This is a genomic window from Pseudomonas sp. B611 (assembly GCF_055407965.1).
Genome location: NZ_JBUZST010000001.1, coordinates 734,207 through 748,437 on the forward strand (window position 1 = coordinate 734,207; position 14,231 = coordinate 748,437).

The following is a 14,231-nucleotide window of genomic DNA, read 5'->3' on the forward strand; positions in this document are numbered from 1 at the left end:
ACAAGGGACGGTGCCCACTTTAGGCCTGCACGGAGGAAAAGTTAGCCAGGCAACAATTAGTTCGATTATCGAACACTTAGTCGATTATCGGATTGTTAGAGCCATTTCCCCGCCTTAATCTTCAAGGCACTTCGGCGCCACCTCTGCGCTTTTTTCGATCCACACCGGGAGCCCAACCCCATGGCTGAAATGCTCACCCTGACCGACGCGGTAAAGCGTTTCGTGAACGACGGCGATACCGTTGCGCTCGAAGGCTTCACCCACCTGATCCCCACGGCGGCGGGTCATGAAATCATTCGTCAGGGCAAGAAAGACCTGACGCTGGTGCGTATGACGCCTGACTTGGTCTACGACCAATTGATCGGTGCCGGTTGTGCCCGCAAGCTGATTTTCTCCTGGGGCGGCAACCCGGGTGTGGGTTCCCTGCATCGCCTGCGCGACGCGGTCGAGAAGCAATGGCCGCAACCGCTGGAGATCGAAGAACACAGCCACGCCGACCTGGCCAACGCCTACGTCGCCGGCGCTTCCGGCCTGCCGTTCGCGGTGCTGCGTGCCTACGCCGGGTCTGACCTGCCAAAGGTCAACCCGCTGATCAAGACCGTGACCTGCCCGTTCACCGGTGAAGTGCTGGCGGCCGTGCCGTCGGTGCGCCCGGACGTGACCGTGATCCACGCGCAAAAGGCCGACCGCAAGGGCAACGTGCTGCTCTGGGGCATTCTGGGTGTACAGAAGGAAGCGGCCCTGGCGGCCAAGCGCTGCATCGTCACCGTCGAAGAAATCGTCGATGACTTGAATGCACCGATGAACAGCTGCGTATTGCCGACCTGGGCCCTGACTGCGGTGTGCCATGTGCCCGGTGGCGCGCATCCGTCCTACGCCCACGGCTACAACGAGCGCGACAACCGCTTCTATCAGGCGTGGGACCCCATCGCCCGCGACCGTGAGACCTTTACTGCCTGGATCAACGAATACATCCACGGCACCGCCGACTTCAGTGAATTCCAGGCCAAGCTGGCCACTGCACAGGAGGCCAAGTGATGGCTTACTCCACCAATGAAATGATGACCGTCGCCGCCGCGCGTCGCCTCAAGAATGGTTCCGTGTGTTTTGTCGGCATCGGCCTGCCCTCCAAGGCCGCCAACCTGGCGCGCCTGACCTCGTCGCCGGACGTGGTGCTGATCTACGAGTCCGGCCCGATCGGCGCCAAGCCGAGCGTGTTGCCGCTGTCCATCGGTGATGGCGAGCTGGCGGAAACCGCCGATACCGTCGTGCCTACCGGTGAGATCTTTCGCTACTGGCTGCAAGGCGGGCGCATCGACGTCGGCTTCCTTGGCGCGGCCCAGGTCGATCGCTTCGGCAACATCAACACCACCGTGGTCGGTGATTACCACCAGCCCAAAGTACGCCTGCCGGGTGCCGGTGGCGCGCCGGAAATCGCTGGCTCCGCCAAGAGCGTGCTGATCATCCTCAAGCAGTCGGCGCGTTCGTTTGTCGACAAGCTGGATTTCATCACTTCGGTAGGCCATGGCGAAGGCGGCGATTCACGCAAGCGTCTGGGCCTGCCGGGCGCCGGGCCTGTAGGGATCATTACCGACCTGTGCATCATGGAGCCGGAAGAGGGCACCCATGAATTTGTCGTCACCGCGTTGCACCCTGGGGTGACCCGCGAGCAAGTGACGGCCGCCACCGGCTGGGCGATTCGTTTTGCCGAGCAGGTCAGCACCACCGCCGAACCGACGGACCTGGAACTGACGGCCCTGCGTGACCTGGAAGCACGCACCGCCGCCGCCCACGGCCAAGCGCCAGGAGAAGCCTGATGCGCGACGTATTTATCTGTGATGCAATCCGCACCCCCATAGGCCGTTTCGGCGGTGGCCTGGCCACCGTACGTGCCGATGACCTGGCGGCCCTGCCGATCAAGGCGCTGATCGAGCGCAACCCCTCGGTGGATTGGACCGCAGTGGATGAGGTGTTCCTCGGCTGCGCCAACCAGGCGGGCGAAGACAACCGCAACGTCGCGCGCATGGCGCTGTTGCTGGCGGGCCTGCCGGAAAGTATTCCGGGCGTGACCCTCAACCGCTTGTGCGCTTCGGGCATGGACGCCATTGGCACGGCTTTTCGCGCCATTGCCAGCGGCGAAATGGAGCTGGCGATTGCTGGCGGGGTGGAGTCGATGTCCCGCGCACCGTTCGTGATGGGCAAGGCCGGCGCGGCGTTTTCGCGCGACATGAAGCTGGAAGACACCACCATCGGCTGGCGTTTTATCAACCCGTTGATGAAGGCTCAATACGGCGTGGACGCGATGCCGCAGACCGCCGATAACGTCGCCGACGATTACCACGTATCCCGCGCCGACCAGGACGCCTTCGCCCTGCGCAGCCAGCAACGTACCGCTGCCGCGCAAGCCGCTGGGTTCTTCGCCGAGGAAATCGTGCCGGTACGGGTCGCCCATAAAAAAGGCGAGACCGTGGTGGAGCACGATGAGCATCCACGGGACACCAGCCTGGAAGCCCTGGCCAAGCTCAAACCGGTGAACGGTCCGGACAAGACAGTAACGGCCGGCAATGCTTCCGGCGTGAACGACGGCGCTGCGGCGTTGATCCTCGCGTCCGCCGAAGCGGTGAAAAAACACGGCCTGACCGCCCGCGCCCGCGTAATGGGCATGGCCAGCGCCGGCGTTGCGCCGCGTGTGATGGGCATCGGCCCGGTGCCAGCGGTACGCAAGCTGGTGGAACGCCTCGGCCTGGCGGTCACCGACTTTGACGTCATCGAACTCAACGAAGCCTTCGCCAGCCAAGGCTTGGCGGTACTGCGTGAACTGGGCATCGCCGACGACGCGCCGCAGGTCAACCCGAACGGCGGCGCCATCGCCCTCGGCCATCCGCTGGGCATGAGCGGCGCACGGCTGGTGTTGACGGCCCTGCACCAATTGGAAAAAACCGGTGGCCGCAAAGGCCTGGCGACCATGTGTGTGGGCGTCGGCCAAGGGTTGGCCCTGGCGATTGAACGCATCTAATAAGAGAGGACTGCTCCATGAGTGACAAGCCCGGTTACCGGCGCCCGCAAGCGGGCACTCAACCTGATTACCTGCACCCGGCCTACCAATCGACGAATGTCCGTTCGCCGTCGCAGCCGTTGGTGTTTCTGCCCCATTCCCTGTCGGAAATCACCGGCCCGACCATCGGCGCCGAGCGCATCAACGCGAAGGACAACGACCTGACCGCCCAGCATGACGGCGAGCCCCAGGGCGAACGCATCATCATTCACGGTCGTGTACTCGACGAAAACGGCCTTCCGGTGCCGGGCATCCTGGTGGAGATCTGGCAGGCCAACGCCGCCGGTCGCTACAACCACAAGCGTGACCTGCACGACGCGCCGCTGGACCCGAACTTCACCGGCACCGGCCGCACCGTCACCGACGCCGACGGTTGGTATCAGTTCCAGACCATCAAGCCCGGCGCCTACCCGTGGGGCAACCACCACAACGCGTGGCGCCCGGCGCATATCCACTTTTCGCTGTTTGGCCCCAGTGTGCTGACGCGGCTGGTCACGCAGATGTACTTCCCCGGCGACCCGCTGCTGGAATACGACCCGATCTACAACTGCGTGCCCGATACCTCGGCCAAGGAACGTTTGATCGCCCGTTTCGACCTGGAAAAAACCATTCCTTCCTATGCCCTCGGCTACCGCTGGGACATCGTCCTGCGCGGCCGCGACGCCACGCCGATGGAGAAATGAGATGACACTCAACGCGACCACGTCCCACACCGTCGGGCCGTATTACCACATCGGCCTGACCTGGCTGAACCGCGAAGACCTGACCACTGCCGCCACCCTGGGTGAACGCGTGGCGATCAGCGGGCAAGTGGTGGATGGCAATGGTGATGTCGTCAATGACGCCATGCTGGAAGTCTGGCAGGCCAACGCTGCCGGCAAATATGACCACCCGGAAGATGAGCAGGACAAAGCGCTCGACCCGAACTTCGAGGGTTTCGGCCGGGTGCCGGTGGATGCCGAAGGGCGGTTTCGCTTTACCACCATCAAGCCGGGCGCCGTGCCAGGGTTGAAGGGCACGACCCAGGCGCCGCACCTGGTGGTGCTGGTGTTTGCGCGGGGCCTGGTGAAGCACTTGCTCACGCGCATTTATTTTGACGGCGAACCGATGAATGGGGATGACCCGTTGCTGGCGTGTGTGCCGGCTGCGCGGCGTGAGACGTTGATTGCCAAGCAGGATGCAGAGGGTGTGCATCAGTGGAATGTGGTGTTGCAGGGGACCGATAAGGAGACGGTGTTCTTCGATTATTGAGTTGCCTGACAGGGTGATCGTTCCCACGCTCCACTTGGGATGATCGTTCCCACGCTCCACGTGGGATGATCGTTCCCACGCTCCGCGTGGGAATGCAGCCCAGGACGCTCCGCGTCCCAAAGCACGACGCAGAGCGTCACACGCGGCATTCCCACGCAGAGCGTGGGAACGATCGGTCTTGTTGCGGAACGAGCTTGTTGCAAAGTATGTCTAGGCTATAACCGTTCCCACTGAGTGAAAAATCATGACAACAACCACCAGTCACTACACCGGAGAAGAACGCCGCAAACGGATTTTTGCGATTGTCGGGGCTTCCTCCGGCAACCTCGTCGAATGGTTCGACTTCTACGTCTACGCCTTCTGCGCCATCTACTTCGCCCCGGCCTTCTTTCCGTCGGACAACCCCACCGTGCAGCTGGTGAATACGGCGGGCGTATTCGCCGCCGGTTTCCTGATGCGGCCCATCGGCGGCTGGCTGTTCGGGCGTGTGGCCGACAAACACGGCCGTAAAAATTCGATGATGATCTCGGTGCTGATGATGTGCGCCGGCTCCCTGGTCATCGCATTTTTGCCGACCTATAACGACATCGGTGTCTGGGCACCGATCCTGCTGCTGATCGCGCGCCTGTTCCAGGGCCTGTCGGTGGGCGGCGAATACGGCACCACCGCGACCTATATGAGTGAAGTGGCCCTCAAGGGCCAGCGTGGCTTCTTTGCGTCCTTCCAATACGTGACCCTGATCGGCGGCCAACTGCTAGCGGTGCTGGTGGTGGTGATCCTGCAGCAAATCCTTACTGAGGAAGAGTTGCGTGCCTGGGGCTGGCGGATTCCGTTTGTGATTGGTGCCATTGCGGCAGTGATCTCCCTGTTGCTGCGCCGCACCCTGAAAGAAACCACCAGCAAGGAAATGCGCGAAGACAAGGACGCCGGCAGCATTGCCGCGCTGTTTCGCGACCACAAGGCAGCGTTTATCACAGTGCTGGGCTACACCGCTGGCGGCTCGCTGATTTTCTACACGTTCACCACTTATATGCAGAAGTACCTGGTGAACACGGTCGGCATGCACGCCAAGACGTCGAGCTACATCATGACCGGGGCGCTGTTCCTGTATATGTGCATGCAGCCGGTGTTCGGCATGCTCGCGGACAAGATCGGCCGCCGTAACTCAATGCTATGGTTTGCCGGCCTCGGTACGTTGTTCACCGTGCCGATCCTGCTCACCTTGAAAACCGTCAGCAGCCCGTTCCTGGCCTTTGTGCTGATCACCCTGGCGCTGGCGATTGTCAGCTTCTACACCTCCATCAGCGGCCTGGTCAAAGCGGAAATGTTCCCGCCTCAGGTGCGCGCCTTGGGTGTGGGCCTGGCATATGCAGTGGCCAATGCGATCTTTGGCGGCTCGGCGGAATTTGTCGCGCTGAGCCTCAAATCCATCGGCATGGAAAACAGTTTTTATTGGTACGTGACGGCGATGATGGCGATCGCTTTCCTGTTCAGCTTGCGCCTGCCGAAACAGGCGGCGTACTTGCACCACGACTTGTAAGGGACGGGTTATGACACTGCGCACGAGCAATCAACTGTTCGACGCTTACTTCACGGCGGGCAGCATGGCCGAGGTGTTCTGCGATCAGGGACGCTTGCAGGGCATGCTGGATTTTGAAGCGGCGCTGGCCCGGGCCGAGGCGAAGGTCGGGTTGATCCCGCAAGCCGCCGTCGCGCCGATTGCCCAGGCTTGCCTGGCCTCGCTGTACGACGTCGATGCCCTCGGCGTGGCGATTGCCACGGCGGGCAACTCGGCGATTCCGCTGGTGAAGGCGCTGGGTAAGTTGATCGCCAGTGAAGACGCTGGCGCTGAGCGTTATGTGCATCTGGGCGCCACCAGCCAGGATGTGATGGACACCGGCCTGGTGCTGCAACTGCGCCAGGCGCTGGTGCTGATCGAAACGGATTTGGCGCGCCTGGGCGATATCCTCGCCGCCCAGGCCCAGCGGTATGCCGACGTGCCGCTGGCTGGACGTACCTGGTTGCAGCATGCGACGCCGGTCACCCTGGGCATGAAAATCGCCGGTTGGCTGGGGGCGGTGACCCGTAGCCGACAACGCCTGGCCGAGTTGAAACCGCGTTTGCTGGTGCTGCAATTCGGCGGCGCCTCCGGCACGTTGGCGGCGCTCGGCGAACAAGCACTGCCGGTGGCACAAGCCTTGGCCGATGAGTTGCAACTGAGCCTGCCCGAACAGCCCTGGCACACCCAGCGCGATCGCCTGGTGGAGTTCGCCAGCGTGCTCGGCCTGATCGCCGGCAGCCTGGGCAAACTGGGGCGCGACATCAGCCTGTTGATGCAGACCGAAGCGGGGGAGGTATTCGAACCCTCCGCGCCGGGCAAAGGTGGCTCGTCCACCATGCCGCACAAACGCAACCCGGTGGGCGCCGCCGTGCTGATCAGCGCCGCCACCCGCGTGCCCGGCCTGGTGGCGACGATGTTCAGCGCCATGCCTCAAGAGCACGAACGCAGCCTGGGCCTGTGGCATGCCGAATGGGAAACCCTGCCGGAGATCTGCCGGCTGGTGTCCGGCGCACTGCAACAGGCGTTGCTGGTGAGCGAAGGCCTGGAAGTGGACGCGCAGCGCATGGCCCACAACCTCGACCTGACCCAAGGCCTGGTGTTGGCCGAAGCCGTGAGCATCGTGCTCGCCCAGCGCCTGGGCCGTGAGACCGCACACCATCTGCTGGAACACTGCTGCAAACGCGCCGTCGCCGAAGGGCGGCACTTGCGTGCGGTGCTGGCGGACGAACCCCAGGTCACCGCCGAGTTGTCCGCGGCCGAACTCGACCGCCTGCTCGACCCCGCCCATTACCTGGGGCTGGCCCGCACCTGGGTCAGCCGCGCCGTAACCGAACACTTCTCTTGAGGAGACCACCGTGGCCTTTGTACAACTCGCCGATGGCGAACTGCATTACCAACTGGACGGCCCTGTGGGGGCGCCGGTCCTGGTGCTGTCCAACTCCCTGGGCACCGACCTGCACATGTGGGACATCCAGATCCCGGCGTTCACCGAGCATTTCCGTGTGTTGCGCTTTGATACCCGTGGCCATGGCAAATCCCTGGTCACCGAGGGACCCTACAGCATCGAGCAACTGGGCCGCGACGTGATCGCGCTGTTGGATGCGCTGGATATCCAACGCGCGCATTTCTGTGGCTTGTCCATGGGCGGCTTGATCGGCCAGTGGCTGGGCATCAACGCAGGCGAGCGCCTGCACCGCCTGGTGGTGTGCAACACCGCCGCCAAGATCGGCACGCCGCAGATTTGGGACCCGCGTATCGAGATGGTCCTGCGCGACGGCACGGCGGCGATGGTCGCCCTGCGTGATGCGTCGATTGCGCGCTGGTTTACCGCCGATTTTGCGGCGGCCAATCCGCACCAGGCCAAGCAGATCACCGACATGCTGGCCGCCACATCCCCCGAAGGTTATGCCGCCAACTGCGCCGCCGTGCGCGATGCGGATTTTCGCGAGCAACTGGCGTCGATCAAGGCCCCGACCCTGGTGATTGCCGGTACCGACGACGCGGTTACGCCACCAGAGGGCAGCCACTTTATCCAGAACCATGTGCAGGGCGCCGAATACGCCGAGTTCTATGCGGCGCACCTGTCCAATGTCCAGGCCGGTGCTGCGTTCAGCGATCGGGTTATCGAATTTTTGCTGGCCCACTGAGGAGTTTTTTGTGGACGAGAAACAACGTTACGCCGACGGCCTGCAAGTGCGCCGCGAAGTGCTGGGCGACGCCCATGTCGACCGCAGCCTCAACGCCCTGACCGAGTTCAACAGCGAGTTCCAGGACATGATCACCCGCCACGCCTGGGGTGATATCTGGACCCGCCCGGGCCTGCCCCGGCACACCCGCAGCCTGATCACCATTGCAATGCTGATCGGCATGAACCGCAATGAAGAACTCAAGCTGCACCTGCGCGCCGCCGCCAGCAATGGCGTGAGCCGTGCCGAGATCAAGGAAGTGCTGATGCAGAGCGCGATCTACTGCGGGATACCGGCGGCGAATGCCACCTTTCACCTGGCGGAGTCGGTATGGGATGAACTGGGCGTGGAATCCCGGCAACCGTCCTGAACCTGAAATGCAATCAACTGTTGTTGATCGTTCCCACGCTCTGCGTGGGAATGCATCCCTGGACGCTCCGCGTCCGTTCTTGAAGACGTGACGCAGAGCGTCACCGGCGGCATTCCCACGCAGAGCGTGGGAACGATCATTTTCGGGTGTCAGTGGGAATCGGCGTCCCACACCCAGTTCCACACGCCCGGCAGATGCACCGGTTCACTCACATCCTTCACCGTGCGGGCCAGCGCGGCGCGTTCGAGCTGGGCCGTGTCGGTGTAGAACGGCTCGGCCGCCGTCTTCATGCCGTTGATCCGTGCGCTGTCCAGCAGGATCTGCAAGTACTCCTGAATGTGCCGCGCCGTGTAGCGGTTGATGTCGTGGAACGTCACCACCACCGGAATCACTCCGTCCACCGTCGGCAATTCACCCAGGGCGATGCGCTCGCGCACCACCGACAGTTGGCGATACAAATTCGCGCGGCGCCGCGGGCTGCCGTTGAAGCCCCAGATCTTGCCGTCGTTGGCGCTCAAGTCGGTCAGCAGCACGTGCATGCCATGACGCTGGTAGGCGGCAAAGGTGCGGCGGTCGTAGTTCCAGAACGGCGGGCGTACCAGCAGAGGCGGGCGGCCTGTGATCGAAGCGATGTCGGCTGCGCCTTGGCTGAGGGTGCTTTCCAGCTCGGCGTCATTCAGCCAGCGATGGTTGGTATGAAACGTCGTGGCCGTGTGGAAGGCCAGGATGTGCCCGCCGGCGTACTCTCGCTCCATGGTCTTGCGCCCACGTGAGCTGCCACCGGAGCGTGAGGACTCGGTCTGCAGGAAGAACACCGCCTTGATCCCCGGCAACACCGGGTTGTGCGCCAGGTCGGCGATCACCGAGCGGCTCGGGTTGTTGTAGCCGGAAGCACTGGGACCGTCATCGAAGGTCAGCAGGAAACGGATCGGCGCCTGGGCTTGCAGGCGTTGTTCGGTTTGCGGCGTGAGGGCGATGGGTGCGCCGATGCAGCCGCTGAGGCTCAAGGCCAGGGCAAACAGGGCGCACGCTAAAGCGAAGGATTTCATGGTGTGCACGGGCTCGAATAAGAAGCCGCTGCTGATTCAGCTCAGCAGCGGCAGGCGCGCACCATACAGCAAGATCGGCTGTGTAAGGTTACAGGCTGACAAACGAGCGTCGCTAAGTGTCAGCCGGCGTATTGGGCGCGCAGCGGCTTGCCCATTTCTTCATTCAAGGCGTTTTCAGTGAAGGGGGCGGGGTTGGTCGTGGTCTTTGGAGTGGCGGGGTCATTATCGAAATCAAACGGCTCTGCCGATGTGGGCAGTCCTACGGCTTGACGTTCGCTGTTGGGGACATCGTAGGTCTTACCTTCAAACACTTCCGCTGTTGAACCCGCCAACGCGGTGCCATTGGCGGCGTTCCAGGCGTGGACCATCTCGTGATACAGCGTCGTGATGGGGGAGTAGGTGACCCCCGTCAGTACATCCAACGCTGAGCGGTTATAGACTATTTCAGCCCGATCAGCCCGTGACCCCGGCACACCATTGACCATAAAACCCCACTTAGGATCGTCGCCGACCACGGGCGGACGTTCGTACTGCTGCAATGTCTTGAGTTCCTGGCTGCCATAGGTATAGCCGCTGCCGATGTCGAGAAGGTCTTCGACGAGTGTGACTGGTGCGCCGTTGCGCTGGGCGATAGCGCTCATCACGGCCAACATCTGTTTACCGGTGGGGGATAGGCGCAGCAGGGCCAGATCGTCCTCCACCCGTTGGATGAACTCGGCCGAGCCCTTGATCACAAATCCTGTTTGGGGCTCGGGGTCGGCCGACACAGTGGTCAATAGGGAGCCGTTCAGGTGGTTTATCGTGTCGCCGGGTTGAGCGTAGATCAGGTCGCCTGGACGATTGGCAATGACGGTATCGCGGCCGTCGCCGGTGTAGAAGGTGCTGCGGTCGTGGCCGATCAAGCGATCGTCACCGGCACCGCCATGCAGCACCGTATGGCCGCTACCGGCGTACAGTCGATCATTGCCGTTGCCGCCATCCAGGTTGCTGGTTTTGCCTTTGGGCCCCGCACCGGCGTAGAGACGGTCATTGCCATTGTTGCCGTACAGGGTGTTATCGCCAGTGCCGCCCAAGAGCGTGTCGTCACCGTCGTTGCCCTCGGCATAACCCAGGCCACTGCCGAGACGCAGTACATCATTGCCTTTGCCGCCGAACAGGCGGGTGTAACCGCTACCGGCCTGCACGCGGTCATTGCCGTCGCCGGCCTCCACGATGATGGGGTGAGTCACATTGGCGTCAAGGTAGACGTTGTCCGCACCGTCATGGGTTTTGAAGTGAAAGGTCAGGGGCTTGCCGTCTTTATCCTCACTGTCGAAACGATACAACTGACCGTTGACCCGAACGTCCAACTGTCCCGCGCGTGTCTGGCTGACATGAATCTGATCGGCCTTGTCACCGGTTTCGAGGATCAGGCTGTTCTGCAGACTGTAGGTCACATCCTGTTCCCAGATCGATTGGCAACTGACCTTCAAGTTGCCGTCATCCAGTACCGGTTGTACGTAGGCCTGGATCTGGTTATCTGGTGTGAACGGCAGTGGCGGGGCGGCGGCGGGTACGTAGCGACTGTTCTCAACTGAGACTACAGGGGCTTGCGTCGAGTTGTGCTCGCCTTTAACAGGAGGGCGGTGCGCGTTTTCAAGGCTTTTGGACACTTCCATTTGAGATCCTTTTCGAAGAGTCAGGCGGTATGCCTACCTTCTGGAAGTGTCCGCCTGTGCCAAAACGTTCCTACGAGGTTGTAATGAGGTCTTACAGCAAACTGATCGGGTAACTGACGATCAACCGGTTTTCATCGAACTCATTGTTGCTGTAGTCGCGGCGCATGCTGGAGTTGCGCAGGCGCACGGTGAGGTTCTTGGCTACGCCGCTTTGCACGGTATAACCCACTTCGCTTTCGCGGCCCCATTCCTTGCCGTCGGTGATGGTCCCGGTGTGTACGTTGCTGCCGCTGATGTAGCGGTTCATCAGGGTCAGGCCGGGCACGCCGAGGGCGGCAAAGTTGTAGTCGTGGCGCAGTTGCCAGGATTTCTCCTGGGCGTTGTCGTAGCTGGAGTTGTAGCTGTCGTTGGCCAGGGTGCCGCCGCTGGTGCCGTTGACGCGCATCCAGGCGTTGTTGCCGGTGAGTTTTTGCAGGCCGACGTAGAAGGTGTTGCCGCCGTACTTGGCCGAGAACAGGCCGGACCAGGTTTTGTTGTCGAGGCTGCCGGCGCGGGCGCTGCCGTCGTCCTTGCCGTAGAAGAAGCCGAGGTTGGCGCCCAGGGTCCAGTCGCCCAAGGGCTGGCTGTGGATCACGTTGACGAACTGCTGGCGGTAGATGTCCTTGAGCTGGGCGTTCCACAGGCCGACCTGGGTGCGCTTGTCATTGAACGCGTATTCGCCGCCCTGGAAGTTGAAGCGGTCGGAGGTGAAGGCGGTTTTACCGACCATCGACATGTCGCTCATGCTGCTATCGTCACGCGGGCTGTTGGCGCGGAACTGGCCGCCGTAGAGGGTCAGTCCGTCGATTTCCCTGGAGGTGATCTGCCCGCCGCGCAGGGTTTGCGGCAGCGAGCGGCCATCGTCCGCGCGCAGGATTGGCAGCACCGGCATCCATTCGCCGACCTTCAATTCGGTCTTGGAGATCTTCGCCTTGAACGCTACGCCCAGGCGCCCGAACTCGTCCGCCGGGCGGCCATCGTGGTCCAGCGGCAGCAACTGGGTGCCGCCGGTGCCGCGTCCGCCATCGAGCTTCAACGAGTACATGCCCAACACATCCACGCCGAAACCCACCGTGCCTTGGGTGAAGCCGGACTTGGCGTCGAGGATGAAACTCTGCGTCCACTCCTGCGCGCCGCCCTGGGTCTTGGTGGGGTTGGTGTAATTGCGGTTGAAGAAGAAATTGCGCAGGTTGAGGTTGGCGCTGGCGTCTTCCAGGAAGCCGTGCTCTTCGGCGACGACGGGCAAGGCAAGGCTGGTGACGGCTGCAGCCAGCAATAGCTGGCGAGGATGGAATGTGCTCATGGCGTTGAACCTATTGTTATTGGGGGTTGTGCAGGTGCGGGCCATGGTGCGGGGCGGGGTGCAAGCGGTTCAATCGGGGGAGGGCGGGTTGTGGGCGATGATCGCACGCAAGTTGCCGGGCGCTGGGGCCCGGCGTTTTTGTGCCTAAAGAACGTGCGCCAGGCTGGTCCAGGGGATCTCGGGCAGGTAGCGCTGACACAGCAGGGTGGCTGGCACCATCACCGTCAGGAACGCCACTTGCAACGGGCTCCAATGCGCCCAATGCAGGCCGCTGAACCACGGGTAATAGTGCTCGACGTGCTCGCTGACCTGACCGATGCGCTTGGGGTGCAGCCAGTGGATCAGGATCATCCCGGCGTACCCCAGCATGCCCATCACCCCCAGCAGCATGCCGAAGAACACCAGCAGGCACAGTTGCGGGATGCCGTGGCGCAGCACCAGCCACTGCTGATGCGGGTTGAAGCGTTCGGGCAGCAGGCGCTGGGTCAGCCACAAGTCGGGGATGATCAAGCGTGAGGTCACGGCGGCCCACAGTTGGGTGGCACGGATCGCGAGGAAGGCCGGAATGACCGTCAGCAGCACCACCAGGACCGCCTCGGTGCTCAGTGTCTTGGTCTCGGGGGCGATGGCCAGTCCCGTGGCCAAGGCGAGCGCGCCCCACAGCCGTATCCAGCTGCGATGGGACACCGGGCGCGGGAGGAATTTGCGCCAGAAAAACACGTCGGCCTGGGGCAGGCGTTCCAGCAGTTGCGGATAACGCCAGTTGAGGGTTTCGGCCAGTTGTTGGCAGGCCTGCCAGTCGTTGTCACTGAATTGCGCGGTCATCCAGCTTTGCTGGGTGTCGGACAGGGGCGTCAGCAGCAGGCGCGCCGCCATGGCATCGGCGGATTTCCAGGTGGGGTCCTGCGCTTTGGTCTGCAAGTGCTCGTAAAAACTTTCCTGCTCGCAACGCGCGGCCAGGTCGCGCCACATCCACGCCGGTTCCGGGTATACGCCTTGCTGGTCGTCCCAGCCGAACGCCTGGCACACGCGCTCGAACAGCGGCACGCTCCAGGTGGTGTCGTGGAGCAGGTGCAGGACGATGCGTTGCCATTGTTGTTGCAGGTCGAACACCCGCAGCCAGGCCTGGCTGTTGTACTGGCTGAGCTGGGTGATGAACTCGCGTTCGGCCTTTTGCTCCAGCAGTTCCTGCAAGGTGCGGCGGTATTCCTGGAGCAGCTCGCCGGTCAGCGCGTCGTGTTGCCACGGGGTCATGGCCACCTGTTGCCAGGGTGTCAGCCATTCCAGGTGGTGCACGGCCCAGCTGACAATCGCACCGCGCTCGCCGGGGCTGTCGAAGCAATGGCTTAACAGGCCGGCCTGGAACGCTTCGCTACAGCCTTGCTGCTGCGCCTGGGCCCAGCGCTCGTCGAGATTGTGCAGGTTGAGGCCGCTGATCAGCGCCTGGGCCGGGTCGGGCTTGGGCGTTTCAAGCGGGGCCTGGTGCAGGACGCTGACGTCCATCAGCTCGGCGAGGTCGTTGAGGTTGCCGTAGGTCTGTGCGGCCACGGGCTCTTCCACGCGGGTGTCGTCGTCTTCCCAGTCAGCGCGCCAGCGTGCGTAGGCCAGCGCTTCTTCGTAGGCTTCGCGCAGGCGCTGGAAACCTTCGGCGTCATCGTCCGGACGGCAGCTTTTGAGCAGCCGTGCGTAGGTGCGCTTGATGGTGCGTTCGTCGGTGTCTTCCGGCAGTTGCAGTACGGTCCAGCAATCCATGGGGTGT

At 62.8% G+C, this 14,231-nt stretch carries 14 protein-coding genes; 10 read left to right on the plus strand and 4 right to left on the minus strand.

The window, feature by feature from the left end:
- The first annotated feature begins 180 nt into the window (after positions 1-180).
- From ACZRMO_RS03445 to pcaC, 9 genes are all read left to right on the plus strand, one after another.
- Positions 181-1,038 carry a CoA transferase subunit A gene (locus ACZRMO_RS03445; protein ID WP_463971899.1) on the plus strand — a complete coding sequence of 286 codons (858 nt, stop codon included), beginning with the start codon at positions 181-183 and terminating at the stop codon, positions 1,036-1,038.
- Complete coding sequence (locus ACZRMO_RS03450) at positions 1,035-1,817, plus strand: CoA-transferase subunit beta (RefSeq protein ID WP_463971900.1); 783 nt, start codon at positions 1,035-1,037, stop codon at positions 1,815-1,817. The genes ACZRMO_RS03445 and ACZRMO_RS03450 overlap by 4 nt, the downstream gene beginning before the upstream one ends.
- The gene (pcaF, locus tag ACZRMO_RS03455) at positions 1,814-3,016 is read left to right on the plus strand and encodes a 3-oxoadipyl-CoA thiolase (protein ID WP_463972121.1); all 1,203 of its coding nucleotides are present in this window, start codon (positions 1,814-1,816) and stop codon (positions 3,014-3,016) included. The genes ACZRMO_RS03450 and pcaF overlap by 4 nt, the downstream gene beginning before the upstream one ends.
- Before the next feature lie 17 nt (positions 3,017-3,033).
- Positions 3,034-3,738, plus strand: a complete 705-nt coding sequence (pcaH, locus tag ACZRMO_RS03460) for a protocatechuate 3,4-dioxygenase subunit beta (RefSeq protein WP_124525957.1) — start codon at positions 3,034-3,036, stop codon at positions 3,736-3,738.
- A 1-nt stretch (position 3,739) separates the two neighbouring features.
- Positions 3,740-4,306: a protocatechuate 3,4-dioxygenase subunit alpha gene (pcaG, locus tag ACZRMO_RS03465; RefSeq protein WP_463971901.1), complete on the plus strand. Its 567-nt coding sequence runs from the start codon at positions 3,740-3,742 to the stop codon at positions 4,304-4,306.
- Positions 4,307-4,550: 244 nt separating this feature from the next.
- Complete coding sequence (locus ACZRMO_RS03470; RefSeq protein WP_124525955.1) at positions 4,551-5,846, plus strand: MFS family transporter; 1,296 nt, start codon at positions 4,551-4,553, stop codon at positions 5,844-5,846.
- A 10-nt stretch (positions 5,847-5,856) separates the two neighbouring features.
- Complete coding sequence (locus tag ACZRMO_RS03475; protein WP_463971902.1) at positions 5,857-7,212, plus strand: 3-carboxy-cis,cis-muconate cycloisomerase; 1,356 nt, start codon at positions 5,857-5,859, stop codon at positions 7,210-7,212.
- A gap of 10 nt (positions 7,213-7,222) precedes the next feature.
- A complete protein-coding gene (gene pcaD / locus ACZRMO_RS03480) occupies positions 7,223-8,014 on the plus strand; it encodes a 3-oxoadipate enol-lactonase (protein WP_463971903.1) in 792 nt (263 codons plus the stop codon).
- 10 nt (positions 8,015-8,024) lie between these two features.
- Positions 8,025-8,423: a 4-carboxymuconolactone decarboxylase gene (pcaC, locus tag ACZRMO_RS03485; protein WP_463971904.1), complete on the plus strand. Its 399-nt coding sequence runs from the start codon at positions 8,025-8,027 to the stop codon at positions 8,421-8,423.
- Positions 8,424-8,572: 149 nt separating this feature from the next.
- Here pcaC and ACZRMO_RS03490 read toward each other — a convergent pair whose 3' ends face one another.
- From ACZRMO_RS03490 to ACZRMO_RS03500, 3 genes are all read right to left on the minus strand, one after another.
- Positions 8,573-9,472: a polysaccharide deacetylase family protein gene (locus ACZRMO_RS03490; protein WP_463971905.1), complete on the minus strand. Its 900-nt coding sequence runs from the start codon at positions 9,470-9,472 to the stop codon at positions 8,573-8,575.
- Between the two features lie 119 nt (positions 9,473-9,591).
- Complete coding sequence (locus ACZRMO_RS03495) at positions 9,592-11,130, minus strand: M91 family zinc metallopeptidase (RefSeq protein WP_463971906.1); 1,539 nt, start codon at positions 11,128-11,130, stop codon at positions 9,592-9,594.
- 91 nt (positions 11,131-11,221) lie between these two features.
- Entirely contained in the window at positions 11,222-12,472 is a 1,251-nt protein-coding gene (locus ACZRMO_RS03500) for an OprD family porin (protein ID WP_463971907.1), read from the minus strand.
- On the opposite strand from ACZRMO_RS03500, the gene ACZRMO_RS03505 reads away from it, so the two are divergent.
- A complete protein-coding gene (locus ACZRMO_RS03505; protein ID WP_463971908.1) occupies positions 12,471-12,620 on the plus strand; it encodes a hypothetical protein in 150 nt (49 codons plus the stop codon). The two genes, ACZRMO_RS03500 and ACZRMO_RS03505, sit on opposite strands and share 2 nt — an antisense overlap.
- Here ACZRMO_RS03505 and ACZRMO_RS03510 read toward each other — a convergent pair.
- A complete protein-coding gene (locus tag ACZRMO_RS03510) occupies positions 12,617-14,224 on the minus strand; it encodes a J domain-containing protein (RefSeq protein WP_463971909.1) in 1,608 nt (535 codons plus the stop codon). The two genes, ACZRMO_RS03505 and ACZRMO_RS03510, sit on opposite strands and share 4 nt — an antisense overlap.
- Positions 14,225-14,231 lie beyond the last annotated feature (7 nt).

Coding starts and splice junctions, on each gene's coding strand:
- ACZRMO_RS03445 (WP_463971899.1), top strand. CDS start 181: ATGGCTGAAATGCTCACCCTGACCGACGCGGTAAAGCGTTTCGTGAAC.
- pcaH (WP_124525957.1), top strand. CDS start 3,034: ATGAGTGACAAGCCCGGTTACCGGCGCCCGCAAGCGGGCACTCAACCT.
- pcaG (WP_463971901.1), top strand. CDS start 3,740: ATGACACTCAACGCGACCACGTCCCACACCGTCGGGCCGTATTACCAC.
- ACZRMO_RS03470 (WP_124525955.1), top strand. CDS start 4,551: ATGACAACAACCACCAGTCACTACACCGGAGAAGAACGCCGCAAACGG.
- ACZRMO_RS03475 (WP_463971902.1), top strand. CDS start 5,857: ATGACACTGCGCACGAGCAATCAACTGTTCGACGCTTACTTCACGGCG.
- ACZRMO_RS03490 (WP_463971905.1), bottom strand. CDS start 9,472: ATGAAATCCTTCGCTTTAGCGTGCGCCCTGTTTGCCCTGGCCTTGAGC.
- ACZRMO_RS03495 (WP_463971906.1), bottom strand. CDS start 11,130: ATGGAAGTGTCCAAAAGCCTTGAAAACGCGCACCGCCCTCCTGTTAAA.
- ACZRMO_RS03505 (WP_463971908.1), top strand. CDS start 12,471: ATGGCGTTGAACCTATTGTTATTGGGGGTTGTGCAGGTGCGGGCCATG.
- ACZRMO_RS03500 (WP_463971907.1), bottom strand. CDS start 12,472: ATGAGCACATTCCATCCTCGCCAGCTATTGCTGGCTGCAGCCGTCACC.
- ACZRMO_RS03510 (WP_463971909.1), bottom strand. CDS start 14,224: ATGGATTGCTGGACCGTACTGCAACTGCCGGAAGACACCGACGAACGC.